Genomic DNA, 20,500 nt, shown 5'->3' with positions numbered 1-20,500 from the left:
ATCCGCAAGGCACGGGCGCGTCAATGGCAAATGAATGGTAGTTGTTGTCAAATCGCCGGCACCAAGGCTGTTTCGCCCAGTCCGACAGGCAGTTCCACAAAAAACGTCGTCCCCGCTCCGTCGACGGATTCGAACCAGATCTTACCCTCGTGCGCCTCGACGATCTGCTTGCAAATCGATAACCCGATCCCGAAAGATTCCTCCCCGGCCGTCCCTATACGCCGCGCATTGTTGGAAGGCAGGAAGATTTGCCCTTTGAGGTCTTCGGGAATCCCGATGCCGCTATCCCGAATGCTCAGCAGCATGGTATCGGCGTGTTTACGCAGGCTGACCTGGATCGTGCTTCCCATCGGGGAAAATTTCACCGCATTGCTCAGCAGATTCGAGAACACGCGCCAGATTTTCTCGCGGTCCACCAATACCATCGCTTCCTCGTAGTCGTAATAAATCGTCTGTTTTTTCTCCTTTCCCTTACAGGTCAGCATATCGATGCACGATCGCACGATTTCGGCCAGGTCCTCCTTGTTTTTGCTGATCTTCTCGCGGTCGGGGCTCGACTGCAGTATCTGCCCGATCAGCCCGAATGCCAGCCGGCCCGACTGCTGAATGGCATCCACGATCATGGTTTGTTCGTCGGAGGGCACCTGTTCCCAGAAGAGCATATCCGAGCCCGATACCATCGCGGCAATGGGGTTTCTCAGGTCGTGCGCAACGATTTTCAGCACCTCTTCTTTCTCAATCTCCGCCTGTTCCAATGCATTTACCGTGTCTTGCAGCGCGATGTTGCTTTGCGTGATTTCATCGTTCAGTTTCGTCACGGCGCGCAGGTTGGCGATATTCTTGCGTGCATTCCGCCAGATCAGGTACACGATCACGCTCAGCGCGAGGGAAATCAGTATTGCAAATTTCAGCACCAGGCTTTCTCGCGCATCCTTTTCGGCGGTAAGCTCCTGCTCATGCTCCCGTTGAATCTGCTGCAGGAGCTGCCCCACGTGACTTTTGCTCTCGACCCTCCTTTCTAACGCCTGCTTTTTCTCCGTGTCCAAATGCGCCATCAGCAGCTGACTGGCCGCCTGATACTCCCCTTGCCCGTGAAAAACGGATGCTTGCAACGTCTGGTAAACGTCGCCCTCCGCCCCGGGCAAATGCCGCAGCGTGTCGAGCTGCTCCTGTGCTTTCGCATATGCCTTCTGGTCGATGTATATTTGGGTCAAAAGCTGCCGCGACTCCTTTTCGACATCGACGGACCATTCGATACCTGGGTCGTGTTCGAGGCATTTGCGGATCAGTTTTTCCGCGAGGGCATTGTTCCCTTTCAATGCGAACGCTTCGGCCTCGTTTCTGACAATAACGATGCGTGCAAAACGGATAAAATTCTGCTCACGGGGAAACCGGGCCGCCATTTGGTCGATGAACCGGGATGCCTGACGGAAATAGACCAGCGCCTTGTCCGGCTCGTTCAGCCGCAGGAAGGCAATCCCGATGTTACGCATACTACCCTGCTTTTCAATAAATTGTAACTGAAAATCAGTCCCTTTGCATTCGCCCAGCTCTTTGAGTTCCTGCTCCCAGTATTCGATGGCCTGGTCGTAGTTTTCTTCCTTAAAAGAAATATTGGCGATGCGGCTGCTGTACCGCGCACATTCGCAGATCTCGCCGAGCGAGGTCAGAAATGCTTTCCCGTTGTAATAATTGCGGTATGCAAGGTAATACTCCTTTTGCTTCAACAGGTCGTCGCCCTTCAGCAGCAGCGCTTTGGAATAGTCGGCGGCGTTCTCCTCCCGCACCCGTGCAGATTTAAATAAGCCGAGCAGGCTGTCGGTATAGGCCAGTGCGTCGTCCCGCATCGTAGTGTCGCGGTGACTCAGCACCTTCATGAATTTATAATAGACAATACTGTCCTGAATGTCTTTTTTACCCAAAGTGGCCAGCACGGAGTCGAGGCTGGCAATCGTTCGGGGGATACCGATCTTGCGGGCGTTGCGGTCCAGGCTGTCGACCCACATTTTCAACCGGGCGTGGTGATCGCTTTCCGTCGCTTTTTTACAACCTGTTAAACATCCGGTAAAAGCCAGAATGAGCACAGTTACCCTGCGTAGAAAAGTGTTTAAAGTCAGGCTGGACCGGTTATTCATCGCTTCGGGATCGTTTTCTGCATTATCAATAATACCAGCAGGCTTTGGCGCCCATGCATTCAGCAGGGTACCAGTGTCATTCAGCAACTTGGGCTGCAAATCCGCATTGAAAAGTAAGCAGAAACCCAGATACATTTCGCATCTGAAAATGTAGAAAAAATTCAAGCCCGTACAAAGGCTCTTTCGCGGTTCCCGGAGGCCCGATTGGCCGCCTGCCCGTTCGATAAGTCGCCGCCCTTACCGATTGCTCATTCATTGCGCCTGTTTGCAAAATGCAATATGTTTGCACCCTCATAACCAGCTATTCATCACCCTGCTGGCGACGTTCCCGAATGAGAAAAATAATCCTGCTTGTCGCCCTGGCATTAGCCCTGAATGTAACGGCGCAAAAGCCGGAATCACCCCTGGCGGGGATCTGGCGGCAGAGCCTTCCTTTCATTACCAACTATTCCACCAACGACTACAAAGCCGCTTTTCAGAACTGGGCGCTCGTCCAGGGCGGCGACGGCATGATGTATGCGGCGAACAATTCGGGCGTGCTCGAATACGACGGCCGCTCATGGCACCTTATCCCTACCGCCGATCGGAACCCGGTGCGATCGCTCGCAAAGGACGCAAAAGGCCGTATTTACGTCGGTGGCTCCGGCGAGGTCGGTTACCTGGCAGCCAACAGCCAGAATAAAATGGTTTTCCATTCCCTGAATAACCAGCTCGCCGGCTCCGACCGGAACTTTGGCAATGTCTGGTTTACATTCGCCGACAAAGGCTCCGTCTATTTCGTATGCGACCTGCATATTCTCGAATACGCAAATGGGAAATTCAAGGTTTGGAAAAGTACGATCGGCACGCTGGGTTTTGCCTGGCTCGTGCACGGGACGTTGTATGTGAGCGTGAGCGATAAGGGTTTGTTCAAAAAAGAAAAGGATACGCTTGTGATGGTCCATGGCGGCGAGGCATTCAAGGGCCTGGGGCTCACGGGCCTGCTGCCTTATGAAGGACAAAAACTGCTGGCAACGGGCCTTACCAAGGAATTTTTCGTCTACGACGGCACCACGGTGACGCCGCTCATGCAAAACGGGCAGCGGGTGCGCATCAGGGACGCCGTTTACCATGGCGCACAGCTCAGCAACGGCGATTACGCACTGGCCACGACGGGCTCGGGCTTTTACCTCATGGACCGCCAGGGAAACATCCGTAATAATATCTGCCGCAAGGAAGGCCTATCCAGCGATGCCGTATATGCCGTTTTCGAAGATGCGGAAAAAGATGTGTGGCTGGCGACCGACAATGGCATCAGCCGGCTGGAAATCAGCTCGCCGCTGCGGGTGCTGAACGAAAACCACGGCCTGGACGAGAACCCGATGGACATAGCGGTATTTGCCGGAAAGCTGTTCACGACAAACAGCAAAGGACTTTTTGAACTGAACAGCACGTCTTCGCAAGGCGTTTTGAAGCCTTATTTCAAGAAGATCGCCGGGATCGACAACCTCACGATGAATTGCCAGGTATTCGGCAACCATCTTATCGTGTCCAACTACGACGGCGCATTTGTATTCGGGCCGGACGGGTCGCGTACGCAGGTGGCGCGCGAGAACGTGGTGCGCGTGGAAGAGTCGCGGCAGGTACCGGCACCCGGGCATTTGCTAGTGGGAATGGAAGGCAACGGGCTTACCGAACTTATTTTCAAGGCGGGCAGATGGGTGCAGGGAGGCCGGCGCGACGACATGAAGTTTTACTCCGAAAGCTTCGCGCGCGGGGCCGACGGGACGATTTTCATCAACAGCCGGCGCGACGGGATCTACGAAGTGGCCTGGCAGGCGCCCGGACCGGCGCATACGCTCGCCGACCCGTTCAAACTGATCCACCACGGGCCGGAAAATGGCCTGTCGTCCAACAAAATCCGCTGGCTCGAACGCGTAGGCAACACGGTATACGCTTCCACCGACGAGGGAATGCATCGGTATAATCCCCAAAGGCGTGTTTTTGAGATCGATTCGGTGCTGACGGCAGGCGTAGCACCCTACAAAGGCGGATGGATTAATGAAATCATCGCGGGCCCGGATGGTACCATGCGGTTTGTCCTGTACCATCATTATCAGAGCCAGGTTTTCGAATATGCGGGGAACAGGCTGCAAAAACTGCCGGTTTCGGGCAGGTTATCCGATGCGCTCATTTCCAAAGTGCTTGACAACGGCGACGGTTACCTGGTTTTCGGATCGAACAAATGGCTGGTTCTGTTTGATAAAAACCTGAAAACGAACATTACTAAGCCATTCAAGACGCTGATCCGGCAGGTGTCCATCAACACCGACTCGCTCGTCAGTTTCCGCGGCGGCCGGTCCTCTCCGGAGATCGCTTTCGGTCAGCGGCTGCGGTTCCGGTATGCGTTGCCGAGCTACGATTTATCTACCAAAAATCAATTTCAGTACTTCCTCGAAGGCTTTCACGATCAATGGTCGGCCTGGTCCGGCGAGTCTTTTGTCGATTTCACGAATTTGCCGGAGGGAAATTACGTGTTCCGTGTGCGCGGGACGGACGTGTACGGGCACCTGGGCGCGGAAGACCGGCTGGCATTTACGATCCTGCCGCCCTGGTACCGCACGTGGTGGGCGTTGGCCATTTACGCGCTGCTGCTGGGCGGTGCGGCGGTGATGTTGGTGCGGTTCCGGGAGCGGAAACTGCAAATGGAGAAGGTCGCGTTGGAAAATACCGTTCGCGAACGGACGGAGAAAATCATGCTGCAAACCGAAGAGCTGAAAGAAATGGACCGCATGAAATCGCGCTTCTTCGCTAATATTTCCCACGAATTCCGCACGCCGCTGACGCTGATACTGGCTCCGCTGGAAGAAGAATTGAGCCAAAAACCGCCCGCCGAGCAGGATAAACTGCTGATGATGAAGCGTTATGCCAACCGGTTACTGGAACTGGTTAACCAGCTGCTGAACCTCTCGAAGCTGGAAGCGGGCAAAATGGAGCTTCAAGTCCAAAAAGGCGGGCTGCGGCAGTTCCTGACCGTGCTCTCCTCTTCTTTCGACTCGCTGGCCCAGCACAAGGATATTGCTTTTGACAAAACAATCAGCCTGCCCGACGGCGCTTTCTGGTTCGACGCCGACAAGCTGGAAAAGGTGATCATCAACCTGCTTTCTAATGCATTCAAATTCACGCCTGCGGGCGGGGAAGTGCGGTTCGCAGCGCACATATCGGAAGAAAGCGGCAAGCCGGCACTGCACCTATCCGTATCGGATAACGGCCCCGGCATCGCGTCCGAAGAGCAGAAAAAGGTATTCGAATCGTTTTACCAAACGCGCCAGACCGTAGAAAACCAGGCCGGCGGCACCGGCTTGGGGCTTGCTTTTGCCAAAGAGCTCATTAAGCTGCATAACGGCAATATTACCCTCCAAAGCGAATTGGGCAATGGTTCGGTCTTCTCCATTGAAGTGCCGGTTGACCGGGCCTCCTATCAAAGCGACCAGGTCATTGAAAGTGAAACTCGTGCATTTACATTGTCGCCCACAGAACCGGAACCTCACACTTTTCATACCATATCACCCAAAAACGCCAAACCGGCGCGTTCCGGGGCCAGCCGCGAAACCGTACTGATCGTCGAGGATAATGCGGAACTGCGCGAGTACATGGCCTCGCTGCTCGACAGCGAATACACGATTTTCAAAGCGTCGGATGGTGCCGAAGCGCTGGCCTGCGCGCGCAAGGTGCTGCCGGGCCTGATCATCACCGACCTGATGATGCCGAAAATGGACGGTATGGAGCTGACCGCCCTCATCAAATCCGACGAGCGTACTAGCCATATTCCCGTGATCCTGCTTACCGCCAAAAGCGGCCAGGAATCGCGGATCGACGGGCTGAAAACGGGCGCGGACGACTACCTGACCAAGCCTTTTTCCGTGGAAGAACTGACCGTCCGTGTCGGTAACCTGATCGAACTCCGCAAAAAACTCGCGGAACGCTACCGCGAACGCATTCGCGTGCATGTGACCTCGGCGGAGGAAATGTCGCTGGACGACAAGTTTTTATTGAAAGCCAAGGAGATCGTCGAGGCCAATATGGAAGACGTGCTTTTCTCCGTCGAAAAAATGGCGGAGGAAATGAACCTGAGCCGTACGCAACTGCTGCGGAAGCTAAAAGCGCTTACCGGCCTCGCCCCGAACGATTTTATCCGTGACCTGCGGCTGCAAAAAGCAGCGGAAATGATCCGTCAGAAAGCCGATACAATCACGCAAATCGGCTATGCGGTGGGTTTCAACGATCAATCGTATTTCAGCAAGAGCTTTAAAAAAGAATTCGGGGAAACCCCCACGGAATACGCCGCCAGAGTTTCCCCGAAAGAGGATTAGCCACAAAATTTAAAGAACCCGTTTCACAAAGCGGTACACCGCCTTGTAAGGCACTTCGGCCGTAGCCGATAGGTCGGATGGCGCATAATTACCTGGATATGCGTCGCCATTACAAGTTTCAAGGCCTCATTCCACCCCAATTTTGCAGCCTCATTTATCTATTAGCTCATGAAAAATTTTCATTATGTCACACTGCTGCTCGCGCTGCTCCTCTCTTTCGCGATATGCAAGCAAACCGCTCAAAAATTTAAAACAGTATCTATTAACTCTAAATGAAAAATAAAATGAATGCAAACAAAGCACTTTGGGAAAAGGGTGACTTCACCCGTCTGGCAGAAACCATGCGCGAGAGCGGCACTGCCCTGGTAGCGAAATTAGGGATCACGAAAGGGCAGGAAGTCCTCGACCTCGGCTGCGGCGACGGTACCACAGCTATCCCCGCGGCACGGCTGGGTGCCAATGTTCAGGGTGTAGACATCGCCCGGAACCTCGTCGCAGCCGGTAATGCCCGGGTAAAGGCCGAGGGATTGACTAACATCGCGTTCCGCGAAGGCGACGCGATCAATCTCCACGACATTGCCGACGAGTCGCTCGACCTCGTGGTAAGCATATTCGGCGCGATGTTCGCTCCGCAGCCATTCGATGTGGCGAAAGAAATGTTCCGGGTGACACGTCCCGGCGGGAAAATCGTGATGGGCAATTGGATTCCCGGCGACCCGACGCTCGTGGCGCAGATCCTGAAAGTGAGCTCGGCTTATACCCCCGCGCCGCCGGAAGGGTTCGTGAGCCCCATGCTCTGGGGCGTAGAGGCCAACGTGACCGAGCGCTTCGTCGCCGCCGGCGCATTACAGGAGAATATCTCTTTCGAAAGGGAAACTTTTACTTTCCGCGCGCCATTCTCACCCGCTGTATTCCTGGATACATTCAGGAAATACTACGGCCCGACGATGAACGCTTTCGAAGCCGCGGAGAAAAACGGCAAAGAAGCCGACCTCCAGCGTGAACTGGAAGCGCTTTTCCAAAGCCAGAACCAAAGCACCGATCCTAACGCGACCTCCATTCCGGCCACGTTCCTGAAAGTGACGGTACGGCGATAGCCATCCGACGGTATAGCAAAAAGGCCTGTTCTCATTTTGCCCAAGCAATTTGTCGAACAGGCCTTCTTCAAGACTTTTAAAATTGTTTCGCTGCCCGTTTACGGGTCGCCTTTTCAGATTTTCACGCTCTTACCCGTGGCTACGGACTTGTAAATGGCTTCCACCACACGGATATCCCGCAAACCTTCCTCGCCGGGTGCGATGAGGTCGGTGTTGTTCATGATCGCCAGGCAATCCTCGTCCATTTGCTTCGCCTGCTGGCTCTTGATCGGGAAGTTGATGAGCGTGCCGTCGGACATGCTGCCCTTGTTCCCGTTATACCCCGACTGCGGCTCCATTTTCAGCCAGCCTTTTTCGTAATTCACTTGCAGGTAGTTCATATTAATGCCGAAACTAGTCTGGCAGGCGGCGCGGGCACCGCTCGGGAAATCGAGCATGAACATCATCGTTTCTTCCACTTCCTTGTAAATTTCCGGCCGTGTCGTCGAGGCCTGCGCGATCACGCTAATCGGTTCCTCGCCCGTGGCCAGGCGCGCGCCCTGCAATGCGTACACGCCCATGTCGCCCATGCAGCCCCCGCCCAACGCCTTTTTTTGTTTCCAGTGATCGGTACGCGCGTCGAAATACCCCGCGGCACTATTGATCATTTTCACCTTTCCGAATTTCTGCTCTTTTGCGACCTTCATATAGGCCTGGATATTCGGGTCGTGCTGGCAGCGGTAGCCGATTGCCAGCTTCACCTTGTTGCTTTTACAAGCGGCGATCATCGCCTCGCAATCGGCCACGGAGGGCGCCATCGGCTTTTCACAGAACACATGTTTCCCGGCTTTCGCGGCCCGCACCACATATTCCCGGTGCATGGATGGCGGCAGAACCACGTACACAATGTCGATATCGGGGTTTTTCGCGATCTGGTCGAAGTTCTGGTAGTTGTAAATATTCTTGTCGGGGATGTTGTATTTGGCTTTCCAGGCCTCGGCTTTGGCGGGCGTGCCCGTCACGATGCCTGCGAGGTGGCATTTTTCCGTGAGTTGCAGCGCAGGCGCGAGGAGGTCGGTGCTGTAATAGCCCAGTCCCACGAGCGCGATGCCGAGTTTGTCCTTTTTCGGCGCCGTCGCCCCGATGAGCGGATTGCCCGAGAACAATGTAGCCGCCCCGGCCATGGATAATGTGGTCAAAAAATCGCGTCTTTCGATTTGCATAGCCTGTCTGTTTAAGATCCTGAATAAAGGTGATGGGCGCACATTGCCCGGCATAATCCTTAAAAGCCGTTACGGGCATTCATTTCACCGGATTGCGGCAATTATTTGTTTACCCGGCAGCCAGGCCGCATTCCTGCAAAGGCAGGCGAGGCCGGCGGATTGGGCAACTGCGGCGGCGTATAGCGCAGTTTGAGCATGTAAATCCGCAGCGACGGTGCAGGCAAAAAGAAGGAGAACTAGCAAATATCTCGCGAACACGTGTCAGGGCTTTGCCATTTAACGATGAGAGATTGCGGCAATTACATTGATGGTTACATTTAATAGAAAACAGTTACAATTTCATTTGAATACCAAAAACTGAATATTCCGTTATAAAACTTATAATTTAGTTGTAAAACTGAAAAATACGTTATATGTTTGGGCATGGAGACATTGACAAAAGCCGAAGAGAAGATCATGCAGATCATCTGGGACATGAAAAGTGGATTTGTGAAGGACGTGATCGATAAGCTGGGCGAGCCGGCGCCGCCGTATAATACGATATCATCGCTGATTCGCATTCTCGAAAAGAAGGGTTTTGTGGGCCATCGGGCGTATGGTAAAACGCATGAATACTTCCCATTGATTTCGAAACTCTCCTATCGCAGTTTCACATTCAGAAATTTCGTAGCCAATTATTTTGACGGCGCTTCCGGAAATGTGCTGTCTTTCATGCTCGAAGAGGAAAATATTTCACCGGAAGAAATCGAAAAGGCAGTGGCAGAAATCAACAAAAACAGAACCGATGACAGTGCAATTGAGTAACCCTGATTTCTTCACCTGGCTGCTTAGTGCCTCGTTGGCAATGGCCATTCTGTGGGCTGCTTATTCGTATTGCTTTCGACAATGGACGTTTTTCACACTGAACCGCTGGATTTTGCTGGGCGGCACCGGTATTTGTTTACTGCTCCCGATCACGCCGGCACTATTCCTGGGCGGCCAGTTTGTTTCCGAAAGCCCTGTCACAAACCTGCGTTTTGCGATCGAGCCCATGCCCGTATGGCAGGCAACCCTGAACACTCCGATGAATGGGGCCAGTGCGCCGCAAGCCGCTGAGTGGCTGTGGTTTTCCATGACAGTCGTGTACTGGTCGGGTGTTTTGGCCATGCTGGTGCGGTCGGCTCGTGCATTGGTACAGTTAAGAAAAATCCGAATGCGGTCACAAATGCTGAGTCGCGGGGAGATTGCGAACGTTTGGGTGCAAAACCAGCTGCCTACTTTTTCGTTTGGCAAAGACATTTTTCTGAACGTTCACGCCCTGTCGTTAGCGCCTGACCAGCTGGCCAGCATACAGCGTCATGAGGAAGTTCACGTCATGCAATGGCACACCGTTGATAATGCACTTTTTGAAATCATAACAGCCTTTTTCTGGTTCAATCCTTTTGCAAAAAAGCTGTCCCGCCACCTGCGGGATGTACACGAGTTCCTAGCTGATCGCCAGGCTGCACACGCCCGGCAGAATAGTACAGCTTATCAGGAATTATTGGTTGCATTAGCCACCAGTACTCCCGCTTACCGCATCGCACACCCCTTCTCGGATTCGCAATTTTTACGTCGGATAGTCATGTTAAACAAACCCAAAACGAAAGCCATGGAAAGGTTCAAACTGCTTTTACTAGTCCCAGCCTGCGCCGCCGTGCTGCTCATTTCTGCCTGTATGGATTCTACCCGCGAAGCGCCCGCGGCGCCTGAGCACGCCACCGAAAGGTCTATTTCCGGCCCCGTCATTTCCAAAATTACCTGGAACGGAAACAGGCTGCACTCCGATGCCGAGCTCGGTCAGCTGCTGGGCATCAAGGTAGGCGAGCCGTACGATAAGACCCGTTTCAACGAGCGGTTGTACAAAGGTCCATTGGATAAATCAGTGATCAGTCTTTATATGGACAATGGCTATTTGTTCTTTTACACGGACATCAAAGAAAAATTGGTTAATGGCCGGATGGAACTGACCATCGACATTTCGGAGGACGAGCAGGTTTGGGTTAACAATGTGATATTGACCAACAAAAGCGGCGGCAAATCGCAGACCGAAGACATTAAGTCATTCGTTGAGGTTAAAAACGGCCAGCTGTTCAACCGGTCGCTGCTTATCCGATCACAGGAAAAACTGGCTAAAAGCGGCCTCGTCAATCCCGACAGCGTTAAGATCAACCCCTACCCATTGCCAAAAGCGCCCGGTAAAAAACGACTGGTAGACATTGAGTTTGTGGTACAAGAGCCGTAAAACTGCCATTCCATTCAACCCTAACCAACAAATGAACCGATCGCTCTGTTGCCTGTTACTTTCGTTGACAATACTTTCCTGTACCGATGCCAAAAAACAGGAAGGCGTCGTCAAAGAAATCCATTATGGTTCCAACAATGGAAAATACGTATCCATTTACGGCACGAGGATTTACTATGAAACCTACGGGACCGGCGTGCCGCTGCTTGTACTGCATCAGGGGCTTGGGTCAATCGAGAACCTGGCCGGGGTTATACCTGGATTGGCGAAGCATTTCAGGGTAATTGCACCGGATAGCCCGGGACATGGGCGGTCGGAGCATGCCGATAGTCTGAGCGGCGAGCTGATGGCCGATTATTGCTCCGTCCTGATCGACTCGTTGCACCTGGATAGCGCCTATGTTTTCGGGTGGAGCACCGGCGGAAACACTGCGTTGCTGCTGGCCGCCAAACGTCCGGATAAAGTTAAAAAGGTGGTGAGCGGGGCCTCGAACACCCGTGCCAGCGGACTGACGCCGGAAGCGCGCGACCTTCTGAAAGCGTATACCATTGAAGCGGTCAAAGAAGACGGCGATTGGTTAAAGCATTATCAAAGTATGAACCCGAATCCTGAAAAATGGGTGCGGTTTTGGGAAGAAAATCAGAAAATGTGGGCGCGCGAAGTTAAGGTCCCCGATGACAAACTTTCGAAAATCAACGTTCCCGTCCTGATTATCAGGGGAGACCGCGATATGATCCGGTTGGAACACAGTATTGAAATGTACCGAGCGCTCAAACAGGGGCAATTGTGCATTTACCCAAATACAGGCCATGAAATGCCCGATGAAAAAGGCGACGTCCTGAGCCGGATCGCGGTCGATTTTTTCACCGGGAAATAGCGGCCCCTTCTTTATTTCCCCTCCGTCACCTCCCTGATCACGCGCAGCCAGTTCAAACCCAGGATCTTCCTGATCCGCTGATCGGTGTAGCCCAACCGTTGCAGGGCCATCGTGATTTGAGGGTAGTCGCTGATGTCTTTGATCTCGCGGGGGAGTTCGGGACCGCCGTCGAGGTCGGAGCCGAGGGCGATGTGGTCCTCGCCGACGAGGTTGACGCCGTAATCGATCACCCTGGCCAGCTGGTCCACGTGCATCCAGTATTCGTCGGGAATGGTTTGATTATAGGTAAATGGCAGTTCGCGGGCGAATTCCCTGTCTACATCTTCGATGGTCTGGTTCGTAGCCTGGGTCGCTAAAATGCGTGGTGTTTTGGGCTGTGGAACGGGTTGCTTTCTAACGGGATTGTTCGGTTTCTGCCATGCCCAGTATGCAGGGTTGTTGAACAGGCTCCCGAAATGCACGCCGATCACGCCGCCTTTCGCAGCGATCGCTTTTGCGGCTTCGTCGGAAATGCAGCGCGGGTGGTCTACGATCTTGTAAAACCCGCCGTGGCTGTAAATCACCGGGTGACGGCTCGCGGCTACCGATTGAAGGATCGCGTCGTTGGAAGCGTGTGCGACGTTGATCACCATCCCGAGGTTGTTCATTTCCCTGATCACCGCCTTACCGTGGTCGTTGATCCCGCCCCAGGTGTACACGTCGTTGCAGGCATCGATGAATGCATTGGTCGTACTATGGGCGGTGAGCTGCATGGCGCGCAGGCCGAGCTTGTACAGGGCACGCAGCAGGTCGAGATCGCCGTGGAGGTCGTAGCCGCCTTCCAGGTCGAGGAACGCGGCCATCTTGCCTTTTTTATTGATCCGCTCAATATCCGAAGCATTCAGCGCCAGCTCAATTACCGCATTGTTCTTCCGGATCTGGTCCAATGCGAGGTTCACGACGCGGAAGGTGTTTTTGGTTTCAAACCGTCCGGGATAGTAGTTTTCAGGGGTATAAACCGAAAAGAACATCGCGTCCAGCCCGCCTTCCTTCGCCCTTGGCAGATCCACCGTCCCGTCCTTGTACCGCTGGCCAATATCCGTTTTCAGCACCAGCTCCCGGCTCATCACATGGGTATGGCCATCCATCACGAACGCGTCGCGGTGCAGATCGGGCATCGGCTTGTCGGATGCATTAAGTGGATTCGGGACGCGTACGGGCGCGGCTGAGAGGTTTTTTAAAGAAAGTATATTTCCGGCAGCCGGAAGGAGTGTCAGGCTTTTAACAGCGTTTCGGCGATTCATGAAAAAGTAATGATTGGATGACTGAATGACCGAATGATTGAATGCTTTTCCGATTGAAAGAATAAGGGCTATTCAATCATTCAGTCATTCAATCATTCAAAATTAATCTGCGAAACCTCGCATATAGGGCACGTTCGGGGGGCGCTCGCCGGTACTGAACTGCGCGCCGCGGGTGGAGCGGTACTTCATGTTCATAAAGGGCGTTTCGATGCGGCGCCCTACGGGTGAGTACCGGCCGTTTTCCCAGTTGGATTCCATATTGTAGGCCGTAATGCCAGTAGATAGCAGCAGCCGTTCGGCGTTGAACGGCTCCTTGCCGGTAACCATCATCTCGGTGATCCAATGCGGCTGGGAATTGGAGGCGTGGTATTGCGAAAACGGCCCCGGCCAGTCCAGCATGGAGATGATCGTCGGCTCATTTTTCCCTTCGATTTCGGCGGCGTAGGTCCAGCCTACGTCCTGCGCGGAATACACGGCCGCTTTGGTGCCGTCGTTGTACTCGACAATGCAGACGTTCGGCCGGGCAATGGACTGGAAATGCCCCGGTTTCAGGTCGAATTTCACCCGCACCGCTTCCAGCAGCTTGCCGGCCCAGGGATTGGCTTCGGTCCATTTCCAGGTTTCGGGCCCGCGGATGCATTGCACCGATTTCACTCCCGTTTCGCCCCCCTTCCGGCGCTCTGCAAAGGCTTGGAGCACGTCCACACAATGGAACAGCGCCCCCTCGTCGGGCGCGCCTCCCAGCACGACGGATGTTTTGATGGGCGTATCGATAGCGAGTTCGATCTCCGGCTTGCGGAAATAAACCGGTATGGATGAGCCGCCGGTCAGCGGAAAGTTCAGTTCCCGTGACTTATCAAACATCCATTTGGCCTCATCCCAGCTGTACGAGAGGTGTTTATCATTAAAAACCGGTACGGAGCGTTTGCTGGCTTCGAATACCTTGATCACCTGCTGATAAATCCACCAGCGCGGCAACAGCCATTGTCCTTTCAGATTGGTCGGGTATTCCCCGTGCTCCCCCACGATCACGACGCCATCTATGGCGAGCTCTTTACCGCCCAGCGTAACAGCCTCCCCTACTGTTTTGAATATAGGAATATTCTTGGACCGGCATATCTTCTGTCCAAGCCCGCTCGTCTCGAACTGGTGAATGTACACGGCTACCACCTCCACGCGCGAAGGCGTATGTGCGCCCTCCCACCAGTAGCCGTCGAGCAGCTTGGTCACGATCCAGTCCGCATGCGAGCGTGTAGCGCCCCAGTATGAAACGAGGCATGCAATGCGCGGCTTTTTAGGAGCGCTATGCGCCACGGCACCGGTACCGACGCCTGTCAACGCTGCGAGACTGGCCGCACCGGTCATGCCGAGCATGGTCCTTCGGTTCATGAGCGGGTCTTGTGTAGAACGCAGCGTTTCCGGGTTCGTACCCGCTGCGGGAGTTTGTTTTGTTGCCATAACCTTAAAAGTCAGCAAAACGGCTGAATTAACCGCGTTTTTAAGCTAAAAAATCCACATTTCCTGACAAGCAAAGTGGCCATAGCGTGAACGCGCAATTTTCCGATGCGCTGGGCAGGAAGCATGTGGACACATTTTCTTACAAATACCTCCCCAACGGCTTTCCGGAACTCGTGGAGATCAAAAGGGTTATTGACGGGATGAAAATGCCGCCACACGCACCGTCGTGGCGTTTCACTGTTGAAACATTCGGTCAGAACTGTTTTTCGGGTTGCCGGAATGGCAAGGTAATGGTGAAGCGGGCGCCGTCGCCCGGCGCGCTTTCTGCGGTGATCCAGCCGTGGTGCCTTTCGATGATTTTTTTCGTAATGGACAGCCCGATCCCGGAGCCTTCGTATTTGTCCTTATTGTTGAGCCGCTCGAAAAGCGAAAAGATGCGTTCCTGGTATTTCTTTTCAAAGCCGATGCCATTGTCGGCAACGGTGATATGGCAATGCGTAGCCGGCTCCTGGCGCGAACCGTTCATATTTCCCCGATCACAGAATATGCGGATCACAGGCGGCACGTCGGGCCTCGAAAATTTGATGGAATTACTGATCAGGTTCTGAAAAACCTGCTTGATCTGCGCCCTGTTGCCCTCCACCAACGGCAGCTCGCCCACGATTACCGACACTTTCTGCTCTTGCAGGCGCAGCTCATAATCATCGAGGATCTCGGCCAGGATCTCTTCGAGGTTTACCTGGTCGAAATCGCTGTCGGCCGTCGACAGGCCGGAATAGCTCAGGATATCCGACGCCATCGAGCGCATGCGCTGCGAGGAGGAGATGATCTTTTCCAAAAACCGGCGGCTTTCCCCCGGCAGTTCCGTTCCGTGCTTGTCCATGAGCATGTTGGCAAAGATCAGTATCTTCCGCAACGGCTCCTGAAGGTCGTGCGAGGCGATGGATGCAAACTGCTGCAAATCATGGTTACTTGCTTCCAGTTCCGCATTGGCAATGGTGAGCTGCTGGTTATTTTCTTTCAGCAGCCCCTGGATGCTTTTCTGAAAAGTGAGATCGGTAATAATAATGCTCAGAGACGGGCCTTCGTCCAGCTGCATCGATGTCAGCGAAAGCTTGCAAGGCACGGTCCCCGTCTTTCTGCAAATGTTCGCCTCGATCTGAATGTCGTCGTCCCAGGCCTTGACGAGCACCTCGCGGTACTGCTCCCGAACGTCATCCGCCACGAAAGTTTCAAAAATATGGCCGACGATGTCGGATAACCCCAGCCCGAGCATGGATGCGAACTTGGAATTGGCATACAATATCACGCCTTCCTCGTTCAGCGAAACGGCCCCTTCATTCATTTTTTCGATGAAAATACGGTAAGAGTGGTCGGCCGTTTTCAGTGTGTACAGCTGATGCCCATTATCGGAGTCGTTCACCACCAGCGCATCGACCTGCCCGGTGCGGATCGCCTCGATGGTGTCGCTCGCCTCCTCCAATCGCTGGGTCAGCTCGGCGTTCTCCCGGAGCAGTTCCTCGTAAGTCCTGTGATCAATCATATTGCTCGCCAGAAACGCCCAGACCTTTCAAAACCCTCTTCGTGTCGGACATATCCCCGATCAGCCTTCGTTCGGGGTGAGGTCTTAACTTGACCAGCATCGGCAGCGCCACGAGCTGTTCGCGGGAAGCCAGCGATTTTTCCTGGTGCACATCGATCACCCGCAGCGTATACCTGTCTTTGATATACTGCTCGCAAATTTCCTTCACATTGGCTACCGCCCTGACCGAGTTGGAAGAAGCACCGGCTATATACAGGTTTAGTTCGAAATGGTCATCCATTCCGTCATCGTCATTCCAATCCTGCGCCTGGTGTATCCCGTCGTTCATGATAGCTATTTTGCCGGGCGTAAATTGAGCCCTACGAGTACTTTTTCTTCATTGGAGAGGTCGCCAATGATCTTGCGGATGGGCTCAGGTACTTTTTTAACGAGCGTCGGAATGGCCAGGATCTGGTCACCCTCGGCGAGTTGCGGCTGTACGAGCAGGTCTATCACTTCGATGACGTATTTATCTTTGAGATACTCCTCACAATATCTTTTCAGGTTGGCTAGCGCTGCTACCGACCGGGTTGTTTTGCCGGCCACGTATAGCCTGAGCTCCCATATTTCATCGTTTACTTCCATACCAAAATTTAAATCTGATCGTCACGCTTGCGGATGAGCTCTTTGCGGTTATCGTCCATGATGCTCTTTTTGAGCTCTTCCTCGATATAATTCTTGTTGAGCTCTTCCTGCAATGACTCGAATTCTTCTTTCAATGACGCAATCTTCGATTCAAGGATAAGTCGCTTGCGCTCGATTTCGCGGTCTTTTCTCGATACTGCGTGGTCGCGGATCGCTTCCGACGTTTTTTCCAGTAAGCGCTGCGTCTCCCGTGCCGAACCTGTGAGTACGCCGTCGGGGCCCAGGAATACTTCCACCAGTTTGAGGCCCTCGTCGGTAATGACAAATTCCCTTACCTGGTTGGAATGCTTCATCCCGCGTGACTTCATCACATACAAGCCGCGGTTACGCTCGCCATTGGACTCGATGTCGCGCACGAGAATCCACGCATCCACGAGCGACGACACGCCCTCGTCGGTTTGCTCGGTTTTATTTTCGTTCAGCGCCAGGGCCGTAAACATCACGGTGATCTGTTTGCTCTGCAAATAGTCGATCAGGCGCGTGAGCAGGCTCTTCACTTCACTGGTAGAACCTACCGTGATGAGGTTACTGATCGGGTCCAGCACGACGACGCCGGGTTTGAACTTTTCGACCAGCTTCGTGATGGTGATCAGGTGCATTTCGAGCCCGTTGAGCGTGGGCCTGGATGCATTAAAAAGGAGTAACCCTTTGTCCAGATGGCTTTGCAGATCGATATTGATCGACTGCATATTACGCACAATCTGGTGCTGCGATTCCTCGAATGCAAAATAAATTGCGCGGATACCTTCCTTGCAGACACTGTCGATAAAGCTGCCCGCTATGCTGGTTTTCCCCGTTCCGGCCGTCCCCGATACCAGCACGCTGCTGCCTTTGAAAAAACCTTTGCCGCCGAGCATTTTATCAAGCGCCGGGATACCCGACGATATCCGCTCGGAAGAAACGGGATGGCTCAGGCGGAGCGAGGTAACGGGCAATACCGAAATGCCCTCTTCGTCGATCAGGAACGGGTATTCGTTCGTGCCGTGCACGGAGCCCCGGTACTTCACGATCCTGAGCAGACGGGTGGATATCTTGTTTTCGACCCGATGGTCGAGCAGGATCACACAGTCGGACACGTATTCCTCCAATCCCTGGCGGGTAAGGGTAGCCTCCCCTTTCTCGCCGGTAATAATGGTCGTGACCTTTTTCTCTTTGAGCCATTCAAACAACCGGCGAAGCTCCGCACGCAGGACCGCGAGGTTCGTCAGTCCGGCGAAAAGGCTTTCGATCGTATCCAGCACGACTCGTTTCGCGCCAATACTATCGATGGCATAGCCGAGCCGTATAAAAAGCCCGTCGAGGTTATACTCACCGGTTTCTTCGATCTCGCTGCGTTCGATATGCACATGGTCAATGCGTATGAGCTTGTCGCGCTGCATTTGTTCCAGATCAAACCCCAGCGACGCCACGTTGACACCCAGTTCTTCGGCTTTTTCTTCGAAGGCTACGAAAACGCCCGGTTCGCCATGCTCCATTGCGCCGTGCACGAGAAATTCGACAGAAAACAGCGTTTTTCCCGAGCCTGCGGCGCCGCAGATGAGCGTCGGCCTGCCGGCAGGCAAACCGCCGGCGGTGATTTCGTCCAACCCGCGGATACCGGTTTGCGCTTTGCTGAGTGTTTTAAATCTGTCTCTTGATTCTGAGGGTTCGAAACTCATTGTCAATACCGAAATGTAGGTCCAAAATAAACAAGGTGTGAGCTGCGGAAATTAATTTCCTTTGTGGGAAAGCTTAAAAAACCATGCCCGGTAATGGGAGCCGCTGTCGCGGTGAGTCTGTCACGGGGGAATCATTAGACGTCGGCTTCATCGCTGCCGGCTGGAAGGCAGATCCTGAAAAGCGCCCCTCGTGCAGGCTGGCTTTCCGCATGGATCATACCCAGGTGATTATCAACGACTCGCTTGACGGTAGACAGCCCGATACCACTGCCCGAACCGCTGCTCTGAAGTCGGGTAAAAAGCTGAAAAATATTCTCCGCGAACTGCTGCTCGAAACCGATGCCATTGTCGCGCACCAGGATCTGGTGAAACCTCCGGCCATTGTCGGTCGTGCGTGTGGCGGAAATTTCGATAACGGGCGGCACCGCCGGGTCGCGGTATTTCAGTGAATTGCCGATCAGGTTCTGAAACATTTGGTAGAGCTGCCTGCCATACCCGTTCACAACGGGCAGGTCCGCCAGAACCAGGGACGCGCCATGCTCCTGAATTGTAACTTCCAGATCCTCAGCCACCTGCCGCACAGTATCGTTCAGGTCGACTGATTCCTTCGCAGGAGGTACCAGGCTGAATTGCGAATAGAGCAGCAGGTCGTCGATCAGCTTTCCCATCCGCTTAGCCGCCGCGGTGATTTTGTGGAACATCGCCTGGTTTTGTTCCGACAATTTATCCCCCAGCTGGGCTTGCAGTACATTGGCAAACATCTGGATTTTCCGTACCGGCTCTTTCAGGTCGTGCGAGGCCGCATGTGCGAAGGCTTCGAGGTTTTCATTGGAATTTTCCAGCTCGGCGATCTTGCGCAGCAGCTCAAATTCCAGGTATTTCAGTTTGGTATAGTCGGCAAAGTGCAGGATCACCTCGTCACCCATCCGGATGGCCGTCATTTCATTATACAAATCCAGACCGTCCTGGTCGTAATGGATCATCCAGGTATCGGTTACTCCGGACAGGAATGTCCTGGCGACATTGGTAAAACTGGTGGTCTTCAGATAGCCCGGAAAAATTTCGCTCACCTTTTTGTTGCGGATCGCACCGGGTGTGGTATTGGCGTAAGAAGCGTAGGCCTGGTTGGTCAATTTGAAGCGAAAATCAACAATTTCCGTCCCTTCGTAAACCGGTTCCAGCACCTGGAGTGGCTGTTTGAAAGAGTTGATAATGTCCTGAAGATAGTTGTTCGCCTCGATGATCGCCCCGTTGGCCTGTTTCAATTCCTGCGTGCGCTGCGCCACGGTGTGTTCGATCTCCATGCGCGCCGTTACCGTCGGCGTGGTTTCCATGGAAGTGACCAGCACGCCTTCGATCACATCGTTTTCACCGTACACGGGGCTATGGCTGAATGTCCAGTACACATCTTCGAGCCTGCCGTTGCGGTAAATGGGCAGCAGACGGTTCTCGAACCATTGCGGCTTGCCGGTGGCATACACCTGGTTGATCAGCGCGTCGGTGGTTTCCCATATTTCCGGCCAAACCTCGGTCGCCCGTTTACCAATGGCCGGATGCTTGCCGGTTACGCCCAGACTGGGCCTGAAAGCTTCGTTATAGAAACAGACCCGCTCAGGTCCCCAGAACAGAAACATCGGAAATGCGGAGTGCAGCATGATCCCCAGGGTGAGGCGCAACGAAGCGGGCCATTCGTGCAGGGGGCCGAGCGGAGAAGCGCTCCAATCGTATTGAAGGATTAATTGGCCCATTTCACCAGCATTTTTCAAAAAAAGTGGTTCCTGGCCCGCGTTATGCATTTTCAAGGGAACAAGGTTTTGCCGTCAACAGAGTTATCCGCAAAGGATCGTCCGTTAAATATATCAATTTTCTCTGCTATTCATCCCGCCCGGTTTTCATATGGCTCGTGCCGGCGATTGGTAAGTGTTGAAAATTACGAATGTGCGGGTGT

At 53.6% G+C, this 20,500-nt stretch carries 14 protein-coding genes; 5 read left to right on the top strand and 9 right to left on the bottom strand.

Going from position 1 to position 20,500, the window contains the following annotated elements; all coding sequences use genetic code 11:
- Positions 1-47 precede the first annotated feature (47 nt).
- Complete coding sequence (locus H144_RS0114200; RefSeq protein WP_019942740.1) at positions 48-2,270, bottom strand: ATP-binding protein; 2,223 nt, start codon at positions 2,268-2,270, stop codon at positions 48-50.
- Positions 2,271-2,467: 197 nt separating this feature from the next.
- On the opposite strand from H144_RS0114200, the gene H144_RS0114195 reads away from it, so the two are divergent.
- Positions 2,468-6,487 carry a response regulator gene (locus tag H144_RS0114195; RefSeq protein WP_019942739.1) on the top strand — a complete coding sequence of 1,340 codons (4,020 nt, stop codon included), beginning with the start codon at positions 2,468-2,470 and terminating at the stop codon, positions 6,485-6,487.
- A gap of 284 nt (positions 6,488-6,771) precedes the next feature.
- A complete protein-coding gene (locus tag H144_RS0114185) occupies positions 6,772-7,584 on the top strand; it encodes a class I SAM-dependent methyltransferase (RefSeq protein ID WP_026350690.1) in 813 nt (270 codons plus the stop codon).
- Positions 7,585-7,697: 113 nt separating this feature from the next.
- Here the strand turns inward: H144_RS0114185 and H144_RS0114180 are convergent, their stop codons facing one another.
- Complete coding sequence (locus tag H144_RS0114180; RefSeq protein WP_019942736.1) at positions 7,698-8,786, bottom strand: Gfo/Idh/MocA family protein; 1,089 nt, start codon at positions 8,784-8,786, stop codon at positions 7,698-7,700.
- A gap of 423 nt (positions 8,787-9,209) precedes the next feature.
- Here H144_RS0114180 and H144_RS0114170 point away from each other — a divergent pair, with 423 nt between their 5' ends.
- From H144_RS0114170 to H144_RS0114160, 3 genes are read left to right on the top strand one after another with little or no spacing between them, the layout of a single operon-like run.
- A complete protein-coding gene (locus H144_RS0114170; protein WP_033402781.1) occupies positions 9,210-9,590 on the top strand; it encodes a BlaI/MecI/CopY family transcriptional regulator in 381 nt (126 codons plus the stop codon).
- Positions 9,571-11,049: a M56 family metallopeptidase gene (locus H144_RS0114165; protein ID WP_169409392.1), complete on the top strand. Its 1,479-nt coding sequence runs from the start codon at positions 9,571-9,573 to the stop codon at positions 11,047-11,049. Before H144_RS0114170 ends, H144_RS0114165 begins: the two co-directional genes overlap by 20 nt.
- A 31-nt stretch (positions 11,050-11,080) precedes the next feature.
- Entirely contained in the window at positions 11,081-11,926 is an 846-nt protein-coding gene (locus H144_RS0114160) for an alpha/beta fold hydrolase (RefSeq protein WP_033402683.1), read from the top strand.
- An 11-nt stretch (positions 11,927-11,937) separates the two neighbouring features.
- Here the strand turns inward: H144_RS0114160 and H144_RS0114155 are convergent, their stop codons facing one another.
- From H144_RS0114155 to H144_RS31835, 7 genes are all read right to left on the bottom strand, one after another.
- Positions 11,938-13,209, bottom strand: coding sequence for a dipeptidase (locus tag H144_RS0114155; RefSeq protein ID WP_019942731.1), 1,272 nt, complete (start codon positions 13,207-13,209; stop codon positions 11,938-11,940).
- A 102-nt stretch (positions 13,210-13,311) separates the two neighbouring features.
- Complete coding sequence (locus H144_RS0114150) at positions 13,312-14,667, bottom strand: hypothetical protein (protein WP_019942730.1); 1,356 nt, start codon at positions 14,665-14,667, stop codon at positions 13,312-13,314.
- A 253-nt stretch (positions 14,668-14,920) separates the two neighbouring features.
- On the bottom strand, positions 14,921-16,210 hold the full coding sequence (locus tag H144_RS0114145; RefSeq protein ID WP_019942729.1) for a sensor histidine kinase: 1,290 nt from the start codon (positions 16,208-16,210) through the stop codon (positions 14,921-14,923).
- Positions 16,203-16,538 (bottom strand): circadian clock KaiB family protein, encoded by a 336-nt coding sequence (locus tag H144_RS0114140; RefSeq protein WP_019942728.1) that lies wholly within the window; start codon positions 16,536-16,538, stop codon positions 16,203-16,205. Before H144_RS0114140 ends, H144_RS0114145 begins: the two co-directional genes overlap by 8 nt.
- Positions 16,539-16,543: 5 nt before the next feature.
- Positions 16,544-16,834 (bottom strand): circadian clock KaiB family protein, encoded by a 291-nt coding sequence (locus tag H144_RS0114135; protein ID WP_019942727.1) that lies wholly within the window; start codon positions 16,832-16,834, stop codon positions 16,544-16,546.
- 8 nt (positions 16,835-16,842) lie between these two features.
- Positions 16,843-18,552, bottom strand: a complete 1,710-nt coding sequence (kaiC, locus tag H144_RS0114130) for a circadian clock protein KaiC (protein ID WP_019942726.1) — start codon at positions 18,550-18,552, stop codon at positions 16,843-16,845.
- A gap of 134 nt (positions 18,553-18,686) precedes the next feature.
- Positions 18,687-20,300 carry a sensor histidine kinase gene (locus H144_RS31835; protein ID WP_211220691.1) on the bottom strand — a complete coding sequence of 538 codons (1,614 nt, stop codon included), beginning with the start codon at positions 20,298-20,300 and terminating at the stop codon, positions 18,687-18,689.
- Between the last annotated feature and the right edge of the window lie 200 nt (positions 20,301-20,500).

It is taken from the genome of Dyadobacter beijingensis DSM 21582 (assembly GCF_000382205.1).
GTDB classification, from domain to species: domain Bacteria; phylum Bacteroidota; class Bacteroidia; order Cytophagales; family Spirosomataceae; genus Dyadobacter; species Dyadobacter beijingensis.
Note: the sequence above shows the minus strand (reverse complement) of the source record. Positions and strands in the feature narration are given on the sequence as shown.

Coding starts and splice junctions, on each gene's coding strand:
- H144_RS0114200 (WP_019942740.1), bottom strand. CDS start 2,270: ATGTATCTGGGTTTCTGCTTACTTTTCAATGCGGATTTGCAGCCCAAG.
- H144_RS0114195 (WP_019942739.1), top strand. CDS start 2,468: ATGAGAAAAATAATCCTGCTTGTCGCCCTGGCATTAGCCCTGAATGTA.
- H144_RS0114185 (WP_026350690.1), top strand. CDS start 6,772: ATGAATGCAAACAAAGCACTTTGGGAAAAGGGTGACTTCACCCGTCTG.
- H144_RS0114180 (WP_019942736.1), bottom strand. CDS start 8,786: ATGCAAATCGAAAGACGCGATTTTTTGACCACATTATCCATGGCCGGG.
- H144_RS0114170 (WP_033402781.1), top strand. CDS start 9,210: ATGGAGACATTGACAAAAGCCGAAGAGAAGATCATGCAGATCATCTGG.
- H144_RS0114165 (WP_169409392.1), top strand. CDS start 9,571: ATGACAGTGCAATTGAGTAACCCTGATTTCTTCACCTGGCTGCTTAGT.
- H144_RS0114160 (WP_033402683.1), top strand. CDS start 11,081: ATGAACCGATCGCTCTGTTGCCTGTTACTTTCGTTGACAATACTTTCC.
- H144_RS0114155 (WP_019942731.1), bottom strand. CDS start 13,209: ATGAATCGCCGAAACGCTGTTAAAAGCCTGACACTCCTTCCGGCTGCC.
- H144_RS0114150 (WP_019942730.1), bottom strand. CDS start 14,667: ATGGCAACAAAACAAACTCCCGCAGCGGGTACGAACCCGGAAACGCTG.
- H144_RS0114145 (WP_019942729.1), bottom strand. CDS start 16,210: ATGATTGATCACAGGACTTACGAGGAACTGCTCCGGGAGAACGCCGAG.
- H144_RS0114140 (WP_019942728.1), bottom strand. CDS start 16,538: ATGAACGACGGGATACACCAGGCGCAGGATTGGAATGACGATGACGGA.
- H144_RS0114135 (WP_019942727.1), bottom strand. CDS start 16,834: ATGGAAGTAAACGATGAAATATGGGAGCTCAGGCTATACGTGGCCGGC.
- kaiC (WP_019942726.1), bottom strand. CDS start 18,552: ATGAGTTTCGAACCCTCAGAATCAAGAGACAGATTTAAAACACTCAGC.
- H144_RS31835 (WP_211220691.1), bottom strand. CDS start 20,300: ATGGGCCAATTAATCCTTCAATACGATTGGAGCGCTTCTCCGCTCGGC.